A 16,158-nucleotide genomic window follows, 5' to 3' on the forward strand; every position below is an offset into this window, starting at 1 on the left:
GGCAAAATTAAAATTGAGCCCGGTGCAATACCGAACGCAATTTACCCAAGCTGCCTAAATGAAATAACCGTGTCTAACTTTTAGGGGTCACTTCAACCCTCGTTTGGTAACTTTCATTCCAGTTAAAACAGTCCAATCCCGTTCCCAAAATCGTATTTGTGTACTTTTCTATCTTTGACGTTGTAAATCCGCATAAATCTGACGGAAAGTCACCGTAAATGACACTATTTTCCGTAAAATCTCTAATAGTTAAATAAGCATTACACGTTGAATTTCGATAACCGTAAACTTCGATAATTTTTGTCATTTCAAAAACAAAGGATGTCAAAAGAAATTCTTTGATATTATGTTTTGTGCTTTCTTACTATAACTATCTACAAATAAAAACCAAGCAAGGTACTCGTCTGATTTAATGCGGTAGTGTTCTATCCCTTTTTCATTTGCATACATTTTATGGGCTCTCCAAGCGTCTGTTACAAGTACATTATTAGATGTTAATTTAGAGCCTATCATACCGTCAACTTTCGTTTTCACAACACGCCCCATACAAGCTACATTAACCTTTAACAGAGCCAAAAAAATAAGAAAGTAACAAAGAGTCGTACTTTCTTTTCAAATTAACATTACTTATTTGATTTCCTCAGCCAACTCCAAAATAATTCCTTCTGGACCACGAACGTAGCATAATTTATAACTTTCTTCATATTGCTGTATCTCGCTAAAGATTTCCGTATCCTTCTTTTTCAATTTGGCAACAACAGCTTCAATATCTTCAACAGTAAATGCAATATGTCGGATACCCAATGTATTTGCAAAGGGTTGCTGACTATCTTTTTCATCTGACGGTGTATAAAATTTGATTAGCTCGATCCATGTCTGACCGTCTGTCGTTCCCAATCCTACACACGCTACTTTAACGTCATTAAGCCCAACTGCATATCCCATTAAATCTCCTTCCATTTCCCATTCCCCTTTCACCTCAAGTCCAAAATCGAGAAAAAACTCTTTAGCGGCGGCGAGATTATTTACGATTACACCCACATGATCTATTCTTTGGATCTTCAAATTTCATACCTCCATTGTTTCTGTTTTTTTGCAATATCCTGTATCCGAATTCCGGTATTAACCAAATCTGTATTTTTGTATTAACAGCTACATAAAACAGAAAACTCGATAATTATCTAGGCCTCTTTATTTCTCATGTGGCAGTAATATGGAATCTTCCTTGTGTAGTTTTAATTTCAAAGTAATATTTTTCATTATTTTTTAAGTTATCCAATTGTACACTTGTTCCAGGTGATACCAACAATTCATCTACTACTACATCTCCATTTTTATCTTTTACCCTTAGTAATATGTCACTTTCATTATTAGCGTGATTAGTAATCTCTTTATTCCAAAAAACGCTATTATATATCAGATAATCTTTGTCATATCTCCGATGCTCTTTGTCGCTAAAAATTATTCTTTCCCATTCTTCCATACCATCTGCTGAATCTACAACGACAACGGCGATTCTCATAGGGAAAAAGATTTGATTCACAGCCCCTACATCTTGAATCACCCACGCACCTATAATCGTTATTATAAAGGTCATAACAATGGCCCCAATGACTTGGATACGTCGCTTTTTATTAATTTTTTTAAAGGGTGTAATTGCTTTTTTCACTTCTTCTGGTATCGCTTGAACATCATCTGTTTGCTGCTGCATCCTTTTTAACGTCTGTTTACATTCTTCGCAATGCTGTATATGTTCTTCAATCGCTTTTACAGTATCTTCACTACAAATACCATCAACATACGATGGTAGTAAATCTTTAATAATATTACAATTCATCTAGATCAATCCTTTCTGCTAGTTTTAGTTTGGCACGATAAAACGTTACCCTCGCCCAGTTTTCACTTTTGTCAAATATCTCACCAATCTCTTTAAAACTAAGATTAATAGATGTTCTCAGTAAAAACATTTCACGATAAGGCTCATTTAATAAATGTATTTCTTTGTGTATTGAAATAAGTGTATTGCGTTTAACAATTTCAACGTCTGGCAGATCAGCATTAGATGGGATATCCACTCCCATTTGCATCATATTATCTACACTCATATGAGTATTACGTTTCTCCTTCTTTAAGAAGTTATAATATGTATGTTTTGCAATCTGACATAACCAGACAGACATTTTACATTTGCCGTTATATCGATCGATAGACTTTACTGCTTGATAAAAGGTCTCTTGCGTCAGCTCTTCCGCTAAATCTACATTTGAAGTTAAACAAATAAGAAAATACTTTACTTCATCTGCATACGATTCGTAGAGTTCACTTAAATCCTCCACCTACCTCCCTCCTTCTCACCATTTTTTTATTGCGACACTTATATATAGCTTTAATACGTTATTCGTTACAGGAATTTTTTATTTTTTTAAAATAATCATAGAATCATTTTTACGGACAACACTTTTGATTTCGTAGAGGTATCCATCAAATAGAACATAACATTAGAAAAAGGCATTAACGAGAATAGATAAATCCTTATTGTTAATGCCTTTTACTTTGCTTGGATCGAAAAACCAAAGAGGTTAAATAAATTTGTTGTCTGTTTTTATTGAGTGTCTTCGTCACCTTTGTACTCCAAAATATCAAGAAGATGCATTTATTCATTCAGATCAAGGGTTCCATTATACGAATCCACAATTCCAGAAACTTGTGAAGAAAAAATGGGACTAGGGCAATCGATGTCACGCCAAGGAAACTGTTGGGATAACGCCCCCCAAGAATCCCTCTTCGATCATTTTAAAGATGAAACCAATATGAAAGCGTGCGAAACATTAGAAGAAGTAAAACGAGAAGTGAAAAGTTATTTCGAGGGCAATGGAACTTGAAAAAGCCGCCGCCTGCAAAATACAGACAGCAGCTCCAAAAGGTTGCCTAGCTTTTTTCAAAATGTCCTTTACAAAGGGTACACTTTAGCAACTCAATGATCTTTAATTAACGCCACCCGTTAGTTGAATAAGAACAGCGACGCTTATTCAACTATCACGCCCGATTGTTGAAAAGGCATTAATGAAATCTAAACCAAGCAAACCATTGCCCCTGTTTGTTTTTAGTAACAAAAATTTGTCTATGTGATGCATCATATGCCGGCAAATATTGTGGAAAGAGTACTTCTACAAACCAAGAATTATTCGCTATTTCTTCTCCGCAATAATTTTTAGCCATTGCATAATAAGCTTCTGGATGAGGTGACTTTGGAAGATGTGCTATGGTTTCAACTTTCCAACCTTTGTAATTTGAATTTTTATAAACCTCAGGAATAATTGTGTTCAATGCATTTATAAGCCCTTTATCTGAACTCACAGGCTCCAAATTTTGCGAGTTAGGACATTTCCCATTGTTAATCAAAAATGGTACTTCATCTACTGCAAATGATATTTGAGGATATATCAAAATTCCTAATACACACATGTAAATAATAACTCGTAGATGATTGATCATATTACCTCCTGTACGATTATCATTCGTAGGGCTATATGTATATTATTTACCTCTTTTTAAAATGTATATCTGCCCCTGAAAAAAACTAGTTAGCTGCATAAAAAAAGAATTTTTTATGCTATTCCTAAATCGAAAAATGGCCCTTTAGCTAAAGAGGCCCAATTCCTTTTCAAGAATTGCGCCCGATTGTTAACTTCAAACTTTTATCGTCTCAGTGGAGTCGTCATTTCTTCCCATGAATAACCTGGTATAGTTGCAATCCAAAACGTATCTCCCATGATATCCACATCCATAACGACTAAATCAACCGCATCAAACACTTTTTCAGGTTTTCTTTCGTCTTTCGTGTTGATGGAATAAATAGATTCACCTCTATGTGTGTATCCGAATAATTTCTCTCCTTTTTTAATGAATTTAACTACCTCTACATCAACTTTATTTTTTCTCCAATTTCCCTCTTGAAGATCTCGGGTCCAAATTCCACTTTGTGTTGTTATAAATAGCCTATTATTAATCACTATCATATCACTAGGTTCATCATTACGATTCGGCATAGTTATCTCTTTCCAACCATCATTTGTCTTTTGCAAAACCTTCCTTTCTTCTGTTAATCCTACCAAATCACCATTATTCGAGATTTGAACCACAAAAAATGGCTGAGGTATAATGGCTTGTTCCCAATTCTCCCCTTGATTGTTCGTGTAGTAAATCTTCCCATTTGATATCACGGCTATATGGTTGTTGATTGAATAATCAATGTGTTCAATCTTGTGGTCTAATGAAAGAATTTTTTTCCCTTTACTTTTTGATGTAATGCCTGCCCATAATTCTTTTTCGGTTGCTACGTATAATTGATCATTCTTATTAAACCAAGCATGTGTTACATAATTATTAACTTGGAGTTCTGTCCATGATTCTCCATTGTTATGACTCAATTCAATAAAAGGTTGCTTGGTTGTACTAAATTGTGTTGGCTTTTTGTCTCCCCATACCACTAAATTGTTATTTCTAGCGACAACCCCCATAATCGCCATTCCCTTTTTTGTTACGGTATCGGTACCAATACGTTTGGATATTAATCCTCCGCCGTATGGCAATTTATGAACGGCACTGACTATATCTCCATTTTTAGCATTGAATGAAATTCGAGTAAAACGGTTATCTCGATCATTTCCAACCACTGTTAGAATGGGTTTTCCATCGATACTATCAAGTGTAAAATGATATCCTGTTGCCCAATCTTTTCCTTGTTTTAGTCCGTATTTATCCTTCGCTAGTTGAAGAACATCAGAGCTATCTAACTTAATCTCATCGTAGGGTATTGTTGGATCCTGAGATTGTTTACTCGGTCTAAACAAGGTGACTTTCTTTTCTGAGATACCAACTAGTACATAATCATCTGTACCTGGAACCACAAAGAACATAAACCAATTAAAGCGTTTGCCTGTTTCTCCTCTAGAACCTCCCATCGTTTCGTCCACACTGTTTACTCTTGAAAGTGTTGCGTTTACATTCCATTCTTTGGCTCTCTGCAATCCAATGTCAATCGCTTCTTTTAGCGTAGCTTCACCATCTGAAACGACCACTTCACGACCAGCTGCACTTGTATCGGTAAACAGTATCCCTGTTGGAAATAAAACAAATATCAAAACGTATAAAGTTAAAATAAAGTTAATTGGCTTGTTTTTCATGTTTTTTGCCACCTAATTTTAATAGTTAAGGTAGTTTGCCCATTTCAAATGATATTACCCGCCATAGCCAAATTCGGCTGTTAATATTAAATTCAATAATAAAGAGCCACCTAATTTTTTAAAAACGTCTATTTTATTGTTCATTTATTAAAAAGGAATTCAGCAAAAAGCACCTTCTTCTTTGCTGAAAGAAGGGCTGATTTTTACGTTATAGTTCGCTCATTTCTTACTGGCGAATAAATAAGCAGAAAAATCAATCTAAAAATTCGCTTTCCTTAAGTAAAGGAAAGCGGATTTTTGTGGGTCTTATTCAATTAAATGGCTCTTTTAACTAAAGAAGGCACAATTTTTTTCAAGAATAGCGCCCGATTGCTTAATAGAGTATTGACGCAAATAGAACGTGAAGAAAGATATCTGCTGACATATGTGCAATCATTGCATATTCTAAGCCCTTCCTCCAGTACAAGTAACCAAACCACAAGCCTAAGAGCCCATTTAACACCAATGCCCGTATTACAATAATTGTAGATAGATCGCCGAATACTTGTATTGTCGCTGGCAAATGCCTTAATCCAAATATTATTGCTACAAGAAAAATTGCAACATAGTAAAAACTATTAGGAATGTTATCCTTTTCTTTTTTTGTTATCCAGGCCAATAACCATACAATGAACGTCATGCCAAACAATCGAAGCATTATTTCTTCTGTAAATCCTCCGTATAATGAAGCAAGTAAACCTTGCCACCAATTCGGTGAGGGGAGTTGATCCATTGGTGCTCCTATCAATGGGCTAAATACGAATAAATCAAGAAGAATTATAATAACGCTTCCAATTAATGCTCCAACAATACTATTGATTAACCACTTTTTTGAGATATGTACTCGTGACTTAGGATAAACAATTCCATTTAATAGTGGAGCGTTTAACCCTGTACGATTTTGAAGTCTTAAACCAACCAATATCAATACAAACATATATAAAACTTGAAAAGTTGAATTTATAATAACTATTAATGAAGTTGGTATATCTCCCGGTACAGATTGATCGCCCATTAAAGTTATCTCATATGGAATTATAGCGAATATTCCTATTGTATTTAATATCGTAAATAACAGGACTAGTTTTATTCTCCATTTTCCCACATGTACACTCCTTTCAATATCCTATTTGATCTAATCCGATTACTATAATAATCATAATCATAATCATAATCACATCAATAATAGCCAAGACCCCAGAGATTTTTCCAACTGTAGCCCCAAACCATATGGTAAAAATAGCTATAACACCTATAAAAATTAAGAGAATACCGACTCTGTTCCCCAGTCTTTCTTTATTAACCGGTTCTCACGTTTACCTGAAACCTGCAAGAAATGCAAATGCCTGTTTTGTTCGAACAATATAGCCAGCCCAAATTAAAAATACACCGATAACTAGGCCGATTACCATTTCAATTCCCATTTCTTTTGTCCTCCCTTTCTTCTCCCTTTATAAAATTATATCCACAATCTCCACCACCTTGACCAGTAGTTAAGATAATCTGTGATTGTTCACCACCCTTCCAAGTGTTTGTTACCTCAAAAAGAACTGATTTAGTTGTATATCCTTTTAATCTTAGTCTCTCTTTTATATCAACAACTTTCCCACTAAATACGGCTTTTGAACGTTCAAATTCTTATTCTACACTTGGTAAATATGCACACGAACAAGCACTTGTAATCGAAGGAAAAGAGCCTATCATAAAAATACCAATAAAAATGAAAGTCAGAAGTGTCATTGCTTTCTTCAAATAAATCATCTTATTATCCCCCACCATTACCCAGATTTAGTATTTTTTATAATATAATATTTATATTAACATAGAAATCTAGTTTTTCGTTTCCTCAGCTAAACCAACTCAAGATTCTGAAGAACTTAGATTACAGGATATGCTTATGCTAATGCTTACTCCTTATATCGAAAAAGATTTGACTAACTATTATTACCCGAAGATTTTTAAGGTTGTTTCACCTCATGTAACTCCGTGGAAAATTGAATTGATTGAAACTAAAAGAAATCATTTCAGAGGCTTTGATTTGCAAATTACTTTTGAAATTGAACCAACTGATGGCGATCATAATATTTCATTAGGGAAGGATCGAATGACTTATGAAATATCTGCTGGATCTGAGGTTAAATTGATAAATCACACTCACCTAGAGACGTATAAATATCCACCAGAATAATTAAATACTTATACCGACTTTTCCCGTTTCTTTGCGAAAAGATAAAACAGCAATATTAACCAAGCCAGCACCGTTAGTTTAAGTAGAAAAAGGCTCTACCCCTTATTGAAGTAAAACCTTCATTAGTTGAATTAAAGGTAATAATTCTTATTGAGATAAATGTTTGTAATCTAATACTTCAATTTTGAAACCGTGATTACATTTCTGTTTATTAATTTTGTCACTATCACAGGATGGGGATATCCTTACTTTAACTATATCTTCTTTAGCATCATCAAAATTTTTCGAAGGGAATTCAATTTTTACAGTAACGTCATAGGAATGATTATCATTGTAAGTAATATTTAAAATCCTTTTCCATTGCCAGTCAAAAAGTGTATTCTGCCCATACTCTTTTAATACTCTTTTATCAACAGTTGGGAATATTATGTCTGAAATAATGTCTTCTGTTGTGACATACATTTCTTCAATTTTTGGAACAGTTTCTGATTTAACAACTTGTGTAGAAGTAAGAATAATAAATAGAAATCCTAATAAGATTAAGTATTGCTTAACCATCAAGATTCACCTCTGATTTGTGTTTACTCCTTATTCTTAGTATCTTGTTACTTTTTATTCAATTAACCTGCATCGTTAGTTCAATAAAGAAAAAAAGAGCTGCCTAGGCAACCCAATGTTCTTCAAGTAAAGCACCTGTTCGTTCAATTAATAGGTTAGTTGGGAAACCCGCCGACAAAACCTTGCAATCCAGGCTATTCGGAAGAAGAGGTTCAGACAACATTCTTGAAGATCGCAGTTTCATTCAACTCATTGAATAATGTTCCTCACTAAACAACTTGCTAGTAGGATAGTCACTTATTTAATCGACTATTGTTTTTTTGTATCACCATATTTTCCATTAATCACATAAGAGGTTCCTTTGTATAGTAAAAATATAACAACAGTCAGGGAAAACAAAATTGTCAACTGTAAAGCTGTATTAATGCATACATACAAAAATAAATCCCAATATGCTTCACCAGGAGGGAAATCATCATAAGATGATTTGTCTATGTTAATAAAATGAATAAAGTAGAAGACAAAAACGGAACAAAAGTAACCGATATATGCCGAAATCAAATGCCAAGAGAATTTGATTCTAAATTTACTTAACCAAAGAATTAAATTAACGAAAACAATAATTAAAGGTATAAAGAAAAGAAGAGAAATGGTCACATCCTTTATCTCTAATAACATCAAAGTATAGAAGCCTTGAGCTATACAAATGAAAATAATATTAATCAGAACTACCAAAATAACCGATGAATGACTGTTTTTTTTCAATATAATCCTGCCCCTTTTGGTTCAATCAGCCCTGTTCGTTTACTTTAATACGTTTGAAACTAAAAGAGGTTCCAATTTTAAGTAAATTATCCAAAAATCAATCTCTGCATGTTCAACTAACCTGCTTCGTTACTTGAAGAAGAAAAAGGCATTACTCCCGTTGAAGTAAAGCCACTGTTAGTGGATTGTTTAATGGTAATAAGAACAATTAGTCCTTTTATTGAAGTTCTTTTTTAATATTCAACATCTCATTTTTAGCTCAATAAGACATATTCAATTAAATGGTCTTTTAATCAATCTTTTTTACAAAACTACACTTTAAAGTAACATTAACATAGATATTCAATAAAAAAATCTCTCCTCTAATAAATCTATAGAGGAGAAATGATTTTAATCCATCTTTCTTACAAAGCTACTGCGGTAATAATCTTTTTTTTCAAGTAACGAACTTTTTTAACGAGTATCAATCTTTTTTTCAATACTACAGTTCAAGCCGCAAAGTGGTTAAACTCAATGCGTTATACTTGGCGCAAAATTATTATTACTGCTTTAATCGCCATGATAGAAGATTACATCTCCATCTTGTAAGCTAAACGAAAGAAGCTTCCCATTTATATTTTATTAGTTTTGAACACTTAAACTTTTGAGTATTAAAAACATCTACAACATCTCTTTTCTCATTATGGTTTAGAGGAATCTCAAGCTTTTCTAGACCAAATGACAACAGGAATAAGTAATAAGGATAAAAGACCTCCAGCTAAAGATAGTATCGCATAACTTGCATTAGCCACTACCATACCGGAGAGAACACCACCAGAAGCTCCTGCTAGTGCAACTAAAACATCAATTTTCCCTTGTGTTTTTGCTCGTGTAGAAGGCTCTGTCGAATCTACTATTTGTGCGGTACCACTTATTAAGCCAAAGTTCCAACCTAATCCAAGTAAAGAAAGAGCAACTATTAATAGAACCATAGAATCGCTCGGTGCGAATGCCGCTATTAAACCAGCAAATAACAAAGTTACTCCTGAAGCAATACTCATGGCTGTTCGTCCGACTTTATCAACAAGAATACCTGTTACAAGCGAGGGAAGATACATGGCACCTACATGAAATCCTATAACAATCCCTACTTCCGATAAACCATGACCATGATGTTTCATATGTACTGGTGTCATCGTCATTATAGCAACCATTACAATCTGAGTAAGTACCATAACCGTTGCGCCAACTGTTAGACCTCTTTTATTGTTTGCTTTATTCAAGGATTCCGTCTTATTTACTTGTTTATGTGCTTCTATCCTTTTTGCAATCTCTAATGGATCAGGTCGTAACATAATAAAAAGGACAAGACCTGCTAAAATAAATGCTGTTGCTGATAAAATAAATGGACCTGCAAGAGACGGCACACCAATAGAAACAGCAAATTTGCCCATAATTTCTACTAAATTTGGACCTGCCACAGCCCCAAAGGTTGTCATAACCATTGTCGTACTGATAGCAGTTGCTCGTTGTTTACTATTTGCTAAATCTGTCCCTGCATAGCGAGCTTGTAAATTTGTCGCAGTCCCTGCACCATAGATTAGTAGAGAAGCAAATAATAAAATGACACTATTCATCATGGCAGCAATTACAACACCAATTGCCCCCAGTCCCCCTACAATAAAACCTGTCGATAACCCTATACGACGTCCATACCGTTGAGAAAGTTTTCCTACGATAAAAGCTGCTCCTGCTGACCCTAAAGTAAATAAAGCTGATGGCACACCTGCATAGGCATCCGTTCCAAGCATTTGTTGAGCTAAAAGAGCACCAACCGTAATGCCCGCTGCAAGCCCTGCCCCACCAAATATTTGGGAAATACTAACAACAATCAACACGCGCCTGTATAAATTTTTTAGCTTTTCAGGTGAATCTATATAACTCTCAATAGAATCTTGTGATTGACCAAACACTTATATACACCTTCTTTCTTACTTATATAAATGATTAAAATTATCCCCATTTTATTAGCCTATTCGACAACTTCAACTCTAATTTAATTATTTCACTAATTGTAGCCATTCTTTAACGCCCTGTTCCATTCGAAATGCCTTAATTCCGTTTGCTTTGAGAATCTTCACTGCATTTGCAGACATTAAACAATAAGATCCTCTGCAATAAGCAACAACATCACAATTTACTGGTAAAGACGAAAGTGTATCCTCCAATTCTTCAATAGGAATCGAAATAGCACCTGGAATATGCGCCTCCTCAAATTCTTCTTTCGGTCTTACATCCAATAGTAAAACCTCACCTTTTTCCATACGAGGAATAAGCTCTGAAAGTGTTATTCCTTCTAAGCCAAGTTGAGCATTTAAGAATTCTTCTTTAATTTGTTGAACTTGGATAAGCTGCTTTTCTGATAAAGCATGCAATGTAATTAAAAAATCAGAAATAACTTCATCTGCTAGTTCATAAATGACAAAATTTCCTTCCTTCTTAAATTTAACCAATCTCGAATTAAAAAGTGTTTTTAAATGTTGAGACACATTGGCAACTGACATATCCGTACTTTTGGCTAAAGCATCTACAGACTTTGGACCTTGTGATAATATATCAAGAATTTCCAATCGTTTAGGACTTGATAAACTTTTTCCAATCCTTGCGAACTCTTGATATAACAAATCCTTTAAATTTCGTTCATTCAATACAGATAACCACCTTTAAACTATTCAATTAATTTATTGAATAGTTGAATAATACTTCTAAATTTTACTATTGTCAATACAATAGGCTCAGGGATGTAGCGCTTTGGCCCAGGCGACAACTAGCCCTTAGTTATTCACACCTTTAACAATAAAAATATCCGGATAGAAACTTAATTCTATCCGGATACAGAAGCTAATTATATTACCAATAACCAAGAAGCTTCCACCAGAATCCTCCGACTAAAGTAAAGATCAGAATGGTAACTACGGAAACGACAAATCCAACTGTCCACCACTTTTTCTGTTCAATATAACCTGCACCAAAAAAGACCGGTGCTGGACCAGAACCATAATGGGTTGTGGCGCCAAATAAATTACTAAATGCTGCTAATAATATAGCTGCTAGCATAGCTGGTGCCCCTGCTTGCAACATAACAGATAAAAAGGCTGCATACATCGCACTAATATGAGCAGTGGAACTTGCAAAGAAATAATGGGAGTAGAAATACACTAATGCTAATATTACAACAGCCCATACCCAACTATACCCAGATACAAGTCCACCAACTTCATTACTAAACCATGGAATTAGTCCTAGTTTGTTCATAAAAGATGCCATCATAAATAATGTTGCAAACCAGACAAGCGTATCCCATGCCCCTTCTTCCTTTTTAATATCTGCCCATGTTAATACATTTAACAATAAAAGCAAGGAGAGACCGATTAGAGCTGATGTAGTGGCACTAATTCCTAAAGAGTCTCCGCCAATCCATAACGATAACACAACAATAAATACTACAATCATTCGCTTTTCAGAACTTTTTAGTGGACCAAATTCATCCAGTTTCTTTTTAGCGATAGCTGCTGCTTCTGGTGTCTGCTTGATTTCAGGCGGATAGATTTTATAAATAATATAAGGAACAACGATTAAAGCTGTTAGCCCAGGGACAATCATAGCCACCGCCCAGCCAAACCAAGTAATCGTTACTCCAGCTGTATCACTTGCCAGCTTTACAATTAAAGGATTCGCTGCCATGGCTGTCATAAACATAGCAGATGTTATTAAATTCCCTTGAAAGCCTACCGTCAAAAGAAAGGCCCCCATCTTACGCTCTGTCCCGTCTTCTGGTTTAGATCCGAAGGTATGAGATAAAGATTGGATGATCGGAAATATAACACCACCAGCACGAGCTGTATTACTAGGAATAGCTGGCGCTAATATTAAATCACTCGCTAGTAATGAGTAAGACAAACTCAAGGTTTTTTTCCCAAAAAGGCGAACAAATAGATAGGCAATGCGTTCTCCTAATCCCGTTTTAATAAATCCACGTGAAATAAAGAAGGCAATGACAATTAGCCAAATTGTTGAATTGCCAAAACCGCTTAATGTCTCTTCAATGGTTAATGTATTTGTTATGGCAATCACAGCCATAGCAATAATGGATACAGCTCCCATTGGCAAAGGTTTAGTAATAAATCCTATAATTGTCGCAACAAAAATAGCAAATAGATGCCATGCCTTTTCCTCTACTCCTGAAGGTGCTGGACAAAACCAGATAGCCACACCAACAGCAAGGGTAATTAAGAAAGGAACCCATTTTACTGCACTTTTTTCTTCTTTCATGATGTAAATGCTCCTTTACCCCAATGTATTTTCAAAAGTGATTTCTCCCATGTTTTAATATTTCCCCATTATCGAAAAAACATAAGTATTATATATGCTTTATGTAATAGATGAAAAGAGTTTTGGTACATTTTTTAGAAAAAAACGGCCTCGAATTAGAAATATTTCTCTATTATGTTAATCTATTAATAAAAACGAACTTTTTTATAGGATTTTTTTTACAATATATACTTACAGCAGGTGGAATGGGGGTTTTAAAACATGTGAGACACTAGAGAAGAAATCAAAAGTTTTATGACCTATTACAATCATGATCGAGGTAGTGGAACTTAAAAAAAGATGACAACTGCACAATGCAGACATCATCTTCTTCAAGTTGCCTAGAGCTTTTTAAAATGACCTTTGCAAAGGGTACACTTTATTTTGATTAGATTCTTTAATCATTCAAGAAATATTATTTTGTTCTCATCTGTGTTGATCTAAAAGAATAGGATTACCATCAGGATCTTCAATTGTAAGACTTGCAGGGCCTTCGCTTGTTTCATCTGCTTCCGATAATATTTTAATTCCTTTTGCTTTAAGATCTTTCTGAATGTCTCGAATGTCTGTAAACGAATTTAGATTTTCGGCATTTTCATTCCATCCTGGATTAAAAGTTAGAATATTCTTTTCGAACATTCCTTGGAATAGACCAATTATACAGCTTTCATTCTTCATAATGAGCCAATTTTGAGTAATATCCCCCCCGAATACTTGAAATCCAAGATTTTCGTAAAATGTTTTTGATTTGTGAATGTCTTTTACACTTAAACTTACAGAGAATGCACCAAGTTTCATATTTCCTCCAATAAAATAATTAATAATTTAAAGCAAGTTTTTACATAAATTAAGTATACATCATTACTTTGATGAATACATTTCAGTTTGTCCAATTTCTCTAAAATAAAACCAAAGCCAAGTTAACTCAATAAGCCATATTCCATTAATTGACCCGATTCAAAAAGATTGTTCTCTTCATTCAAATAAGGTGCCCGATAGCTGAATACCTACCTCTTCCAATATAATGAAAATAAAAAAGAACTGTCAAAAGCACTAAAAAAATTGACAGTTCCTAATAGAGAAATATTAATTTTTACTCACTAAATGCGCATGCATGACAACATTCTTTTTCTTTGAATATAGTAAAAAAGATATTGTTAAACTTAAACTAATGACGCCGAAAACTAGCCCCATACCACTTAGACCAATTAAATCTAACATCATGCCTGTCGACAATAAAACGACTTGAAAGATGACGGAGTCGATCATATTGCGGAATGAGAAAAATCGTCCGTGAAAATCTTTTGGTACTTGCTTTTGAAAAATCACCATGGTCGTTGGGAAAAAACAGCCTACGGAAAAACCAAAAATGCCAAATGTCATGAGCGCAAAGAATTGAATATCCGATAATAGTAGCATTAGCTCCATCGAACCAATGATGAATGCTAATGAAAAGAGCAGTGTTCCTATTTTCACCCGTTCAGTAATCAATTTTAAACTTGCTGCACCTAGCATAAAACCGATACCTTCAACCGTATACAATAATCCTGATATCGTCGTTGACTGATGGATTTCAGAAATTTTCATAATAACTAAATTAAAAGACCCTAAAAATAATGTTGGAATTAACATTAGAACAAGTGTCATCAATACAATAGGGTGCTCCTTGACCATTGGTAATACCTCTTTAAAACTACCCTTTTCCTTATTTGTTTTCGACTCATTAGACGTTTCCTCTAATTGTAGGAAGCTCGTAATAACAAACATCATCATATAGACGATTAATGAAATGATATACAACCATTTAAGCTCAAAGAAACTTAACATAAATCCTGCCGCAGCAGTTCCAATAATTCTAGATATCGTTCGAGCATTCATTTGCCAAGCATTTAAAGTAATTAAATCCTTATCCTTGACAATCATTGGAATGATAGATTGTAGCGCCGGCATATAAAAGGCAGCTGCTATTTGCAATGTTATTAAAAAAAGAATCATCCAAATAACCGAATTTGTATAAAGTGCCATAAACATAAATAACACACTTATAATTCGTCCTATACTTGCCTGCTGCACCACTGTTTTTTTCTTCGACTGGTCAATAATACGACCTGCCAACGGACCTACAACTAAACCTGCTAGTATACCGCAAGCAATAATTAATGATTTGTGAAAGTCAGAGGGAACGACCTCTTGCATAAAAGCTAGATTCCCTATAATCCCAGCCCACAAGCCAAGACCTACGACAAATTCACCTAATAAAATTATCCATACATTCCGATTATGCCACATGCTGCATCTCCTTGTTGATTCACTTTCAATTAATTACATCAATAGTAACAAAATTACAAATATTCGTACATATAAATCTGGCTCACCACCATAACGTGTGGTTGATTTCCGTTCCGACTGTGCGCCCAGTCGGAACGAAGATCAACTTATATACAAAACATACGTCTTAACAAATGCCATCCACAACTTTCGGTGATGATCCTCAAAAATTACATCCTTTGTAATATTTGTGTTTCCAGAAGATATTTTCTACTTACATGCATATGTATTTTGTTACTAATTCTTGCTCATCCACCATTTTTATAAAGCATCTGACAATCAAGTTGTTTCCCCTTTTCCATTTACTTTCAAAAGTATACTGTTTTTACAGAAAATAAGTATCATGCAAAAGTTTGAAATAGACATAATAAAATGACAAAAAAGCATCGTTTGAATACATGATCAAACGATGCTTTCACATAATAGAACTTTTAATTTACGAACGAGCGATTTTCTAAGGTACTCGAAGATTTTTTGACTTACTAATGTAACGACGAAAAATACTCCCACAGTTTTTGCCATCATCCCTGCAATGGACGTATCCCCAAGCTTCGCTAAATAATATCACGGTAGTAAAGGAAATTGTTGTCATAAAACCATCATATAGAAAAACAACTGGAATGCCAATGGAGGCCGCATAGACTGGGTCAAAGGTCGTTAACTTGATTTCTTTAAAGTATAATAGCAAGAACGTAATATTAATTATCAGGACAAGGAGTAACATCCATACAGCCTTTGGCATTG

Annotated in this window: 14 protein-coding genes and 3 pseudogenes; 2 read left to right on the forward strand and 15 right to left on the reverse strand. The window is 34.4% G+C overall.

Annotated features, from left to right (window positions below):
- Nucleotides 1-260 precede the first annotated feature (260 nt).
- The 4 genes and pseudogenes from ACVWXS_RS15340 to ACVWXS_RS15355 form a co-directional block, all read right to left on the reverse strand.
- Nucleotides 261-555 (reverse strand): annotated as a pseudogene (locus ACVWXS_RS15340) (IS1595 family transposase); the annotation flags it as partial.
- Nucleotides 556-627: 72 nt separating this feature from the next.
- Nucleotides 628-1,065: a VOC family protein gene (locus tag ACVWXS_RS15345; protein ID WP_456958884.1), complete on the reverse strand. Its 438-nt coding sequence runs from the start codon at nt 1,063-1,065 to the stop codon at nt 628-630.
- Nucleotides 1,066-1,198: 133 nt separating this feature from the next.
- Nucleotides 1,199-1,837, reverse strand: a complete 639-nt coding sequence (locus ACVWXS_RS15350) for an anti-sigma factor family protein (protein WP_456958886.1) — start codon at nt 1,835-1,837, stop codon at nt 1,199-1,201.
- Nucleotides 1,827-2,336, reverse strand: coding sequence for an RNA polymerase sigma factor (locus ACVWXS_RS15355; protein WP_456958887.1), 510 nt, complete (start codon nt 2,334-2,336; stop codon nt 1,827-1,829). The genes ACVWXS_RS15350 and ACVWXS_RS15355 overlap by 11 nt, the downstream gene beginning before the upstream one ends.
- Nucleotides 2,337-2,643: 307 nt before the next feature.
- Between ACVWXS_RS15355 and ACVWXS_RS15360 the strand changes: the two are divergent.
- Nucleotides 2,644-2,932, forward strand: a pseudogene (locus ACVWXS_RS15360) (IS3 family transposase); the annotation flags it as partial.
- A gap of 128 nt (nt 2,933-3,060) precedes the next feature.
- On the opposite strand, the gene ACVWXS_RS15365 reads toward ACVWXS_RS15360, so the two are convergent.
- The 3 genes from ACVWXS_RS15365 to ACVWXS_RS15375 form a co-directional block, all read right to left on the reverse strand.
- Entirely contained in the window at nt 3,061-3,495 is a 435-nt protein-coding gene (locus ACVWXS_RS15365) for a hypothetical protein (RefSeq protein WP_456958889.1), read from the reverse strand.
- 203 nt (nt 3,496-3,698) lie between these two features.
- On the reverse strand, nt 3,699-5,186 hold the full coding sequence (locus tag ACVWXS_RS15370; RefSeq protein WP_456958890.1) for a WD40/YVTN/BNR-like repeat-containing protein: 1,488 nt from the start codon (nt 5,184-5,186) through the stop codon (nt 3,699-3,701).
- 373 nt (nt 5,187-5,559) lie between these two features.
- Entirely contained in the window at nt 5,560-6,330 is a 771-nt protein-coding gene (locus ACVWXS_RS15375) for a CPBP family intramembrane glutamic endopeptidase (RefSeq protein ID WP_456958891.1), read from the reverse strand.
- Between the two features lie 738 nt (nt 6,331-7,068).
- Between ACVWXS_RS15375 and ACVWXS_RS15380 the strand changes: the two are divergent.
- Nucleotides 7,069-7,413 (forward strand): annotated as a pseudogene (locus ACVWXS_RS15380) (DUF3888 domain-containing protein); the annotation flags it as partial.
- A gap of 147 nt (nt 7,414-7,560) precedes the next feature.
- Here the strand turns inward: ACVWXS_RS15380 and ACVWXS_RS15385 are convergent.
- From ACVWXS_RS15385 to ACVWXS_RS15420, 8 genes are all read right to left on the reverse strand, one after another.
- Entirely contained in the window at nt 7,561-7,971 is a 411-nt protein-coding gene (locus ACVWXS_RS15385) for a DUF3888 domain-containing protein (protein WP_456958892.1), read from the reverse strand.
- 309 nt (nt 7,972-8,280) lie between these two features.
- Nucleotides 8,281-8,736, reverse strand: coding sequence for a hypothetical protein (locus tag ACVWXS_RS15390; RefSeq protein ID WP_456958893.1), 456 nt, complete (start codon nt 8,734-8,736; stop codon nt 8,281-8,283).
- A gap of 698 nt (nt 8,737-9,434) precedes the next feature.
- A complete protein-coding gene (locus ACVWXS_RS15395; RefSeq protein WP_456958894.1) occupies nt 9,435-10,688 on the reverse strand; it encodes an MFS transporter in 1,254 nt (417 codons plus the stop codon).
- An 87-nt stretch (nt 10,689-10,775) separates the two neighbouring features.
- Nucleotides 10,776-11,423 (reverse strand): ArsR/SmtB family transcription factor, encoded by a 648-nt coding sequence (locus ACVWXS_RS15400; protein ID WP_456958895.1) that lies wholly within the window; start codon nt 11,421-11,423, stop codon nt 10,776-10,778.
- A gap of 202 nt (nt 11,424-11,625) precedes the next feature.
- Entirely contained in the window at nt 11,626-13,047 is a 1,422-nt protein-coding gene (locus ACVWXS_RS15405; protein WP_456958896.1) for an anion permease, read from the reverse strand.
- Between the two features lie 465 nt (nt 13,048-13,512).
- On the reverse strand, nt 13,513-13,884 hold the full coding sequence (locus ACVWXS_RS15410; RefSeq protein WP_368635135.1) for a VOC family protein: 372 nt from the start codon (nt 13,882-13,884) through the stop codon (nt 13,513-13,515).
- A 288-nt stretch (nt 13,885-14,172) separates the two neighbouring features.
- Nucleotides 14,173-15,375, reverse strand: coding sequence for an MFS transporter (locus ACVWXS_RS15415; RefSeq protein WP_456958897.1), 1,203 nt, complete (start codon nt 15,373-15,375; stop codon nt 14,173-14,175).
- A gap of 493 nt (nt 15,376-15,868) precedes the next feature.
- Nucleotides 15,869-16,156, reverse strand: a complete 288-nt coding sequence (locus ACVWXS_RS15420) for a metal ABC transporter permease (RefSeq protein ID WP_456958946.1) — start codon at nt 16,154-16,156, stop codon at nt 15,869-15,871.
- Nucleotides 16,157-16,158: the final 2 nt, after the last annotated feature.

The organism is Lysinibacillus sp. TE18511 (assembly GCF_054062295.1).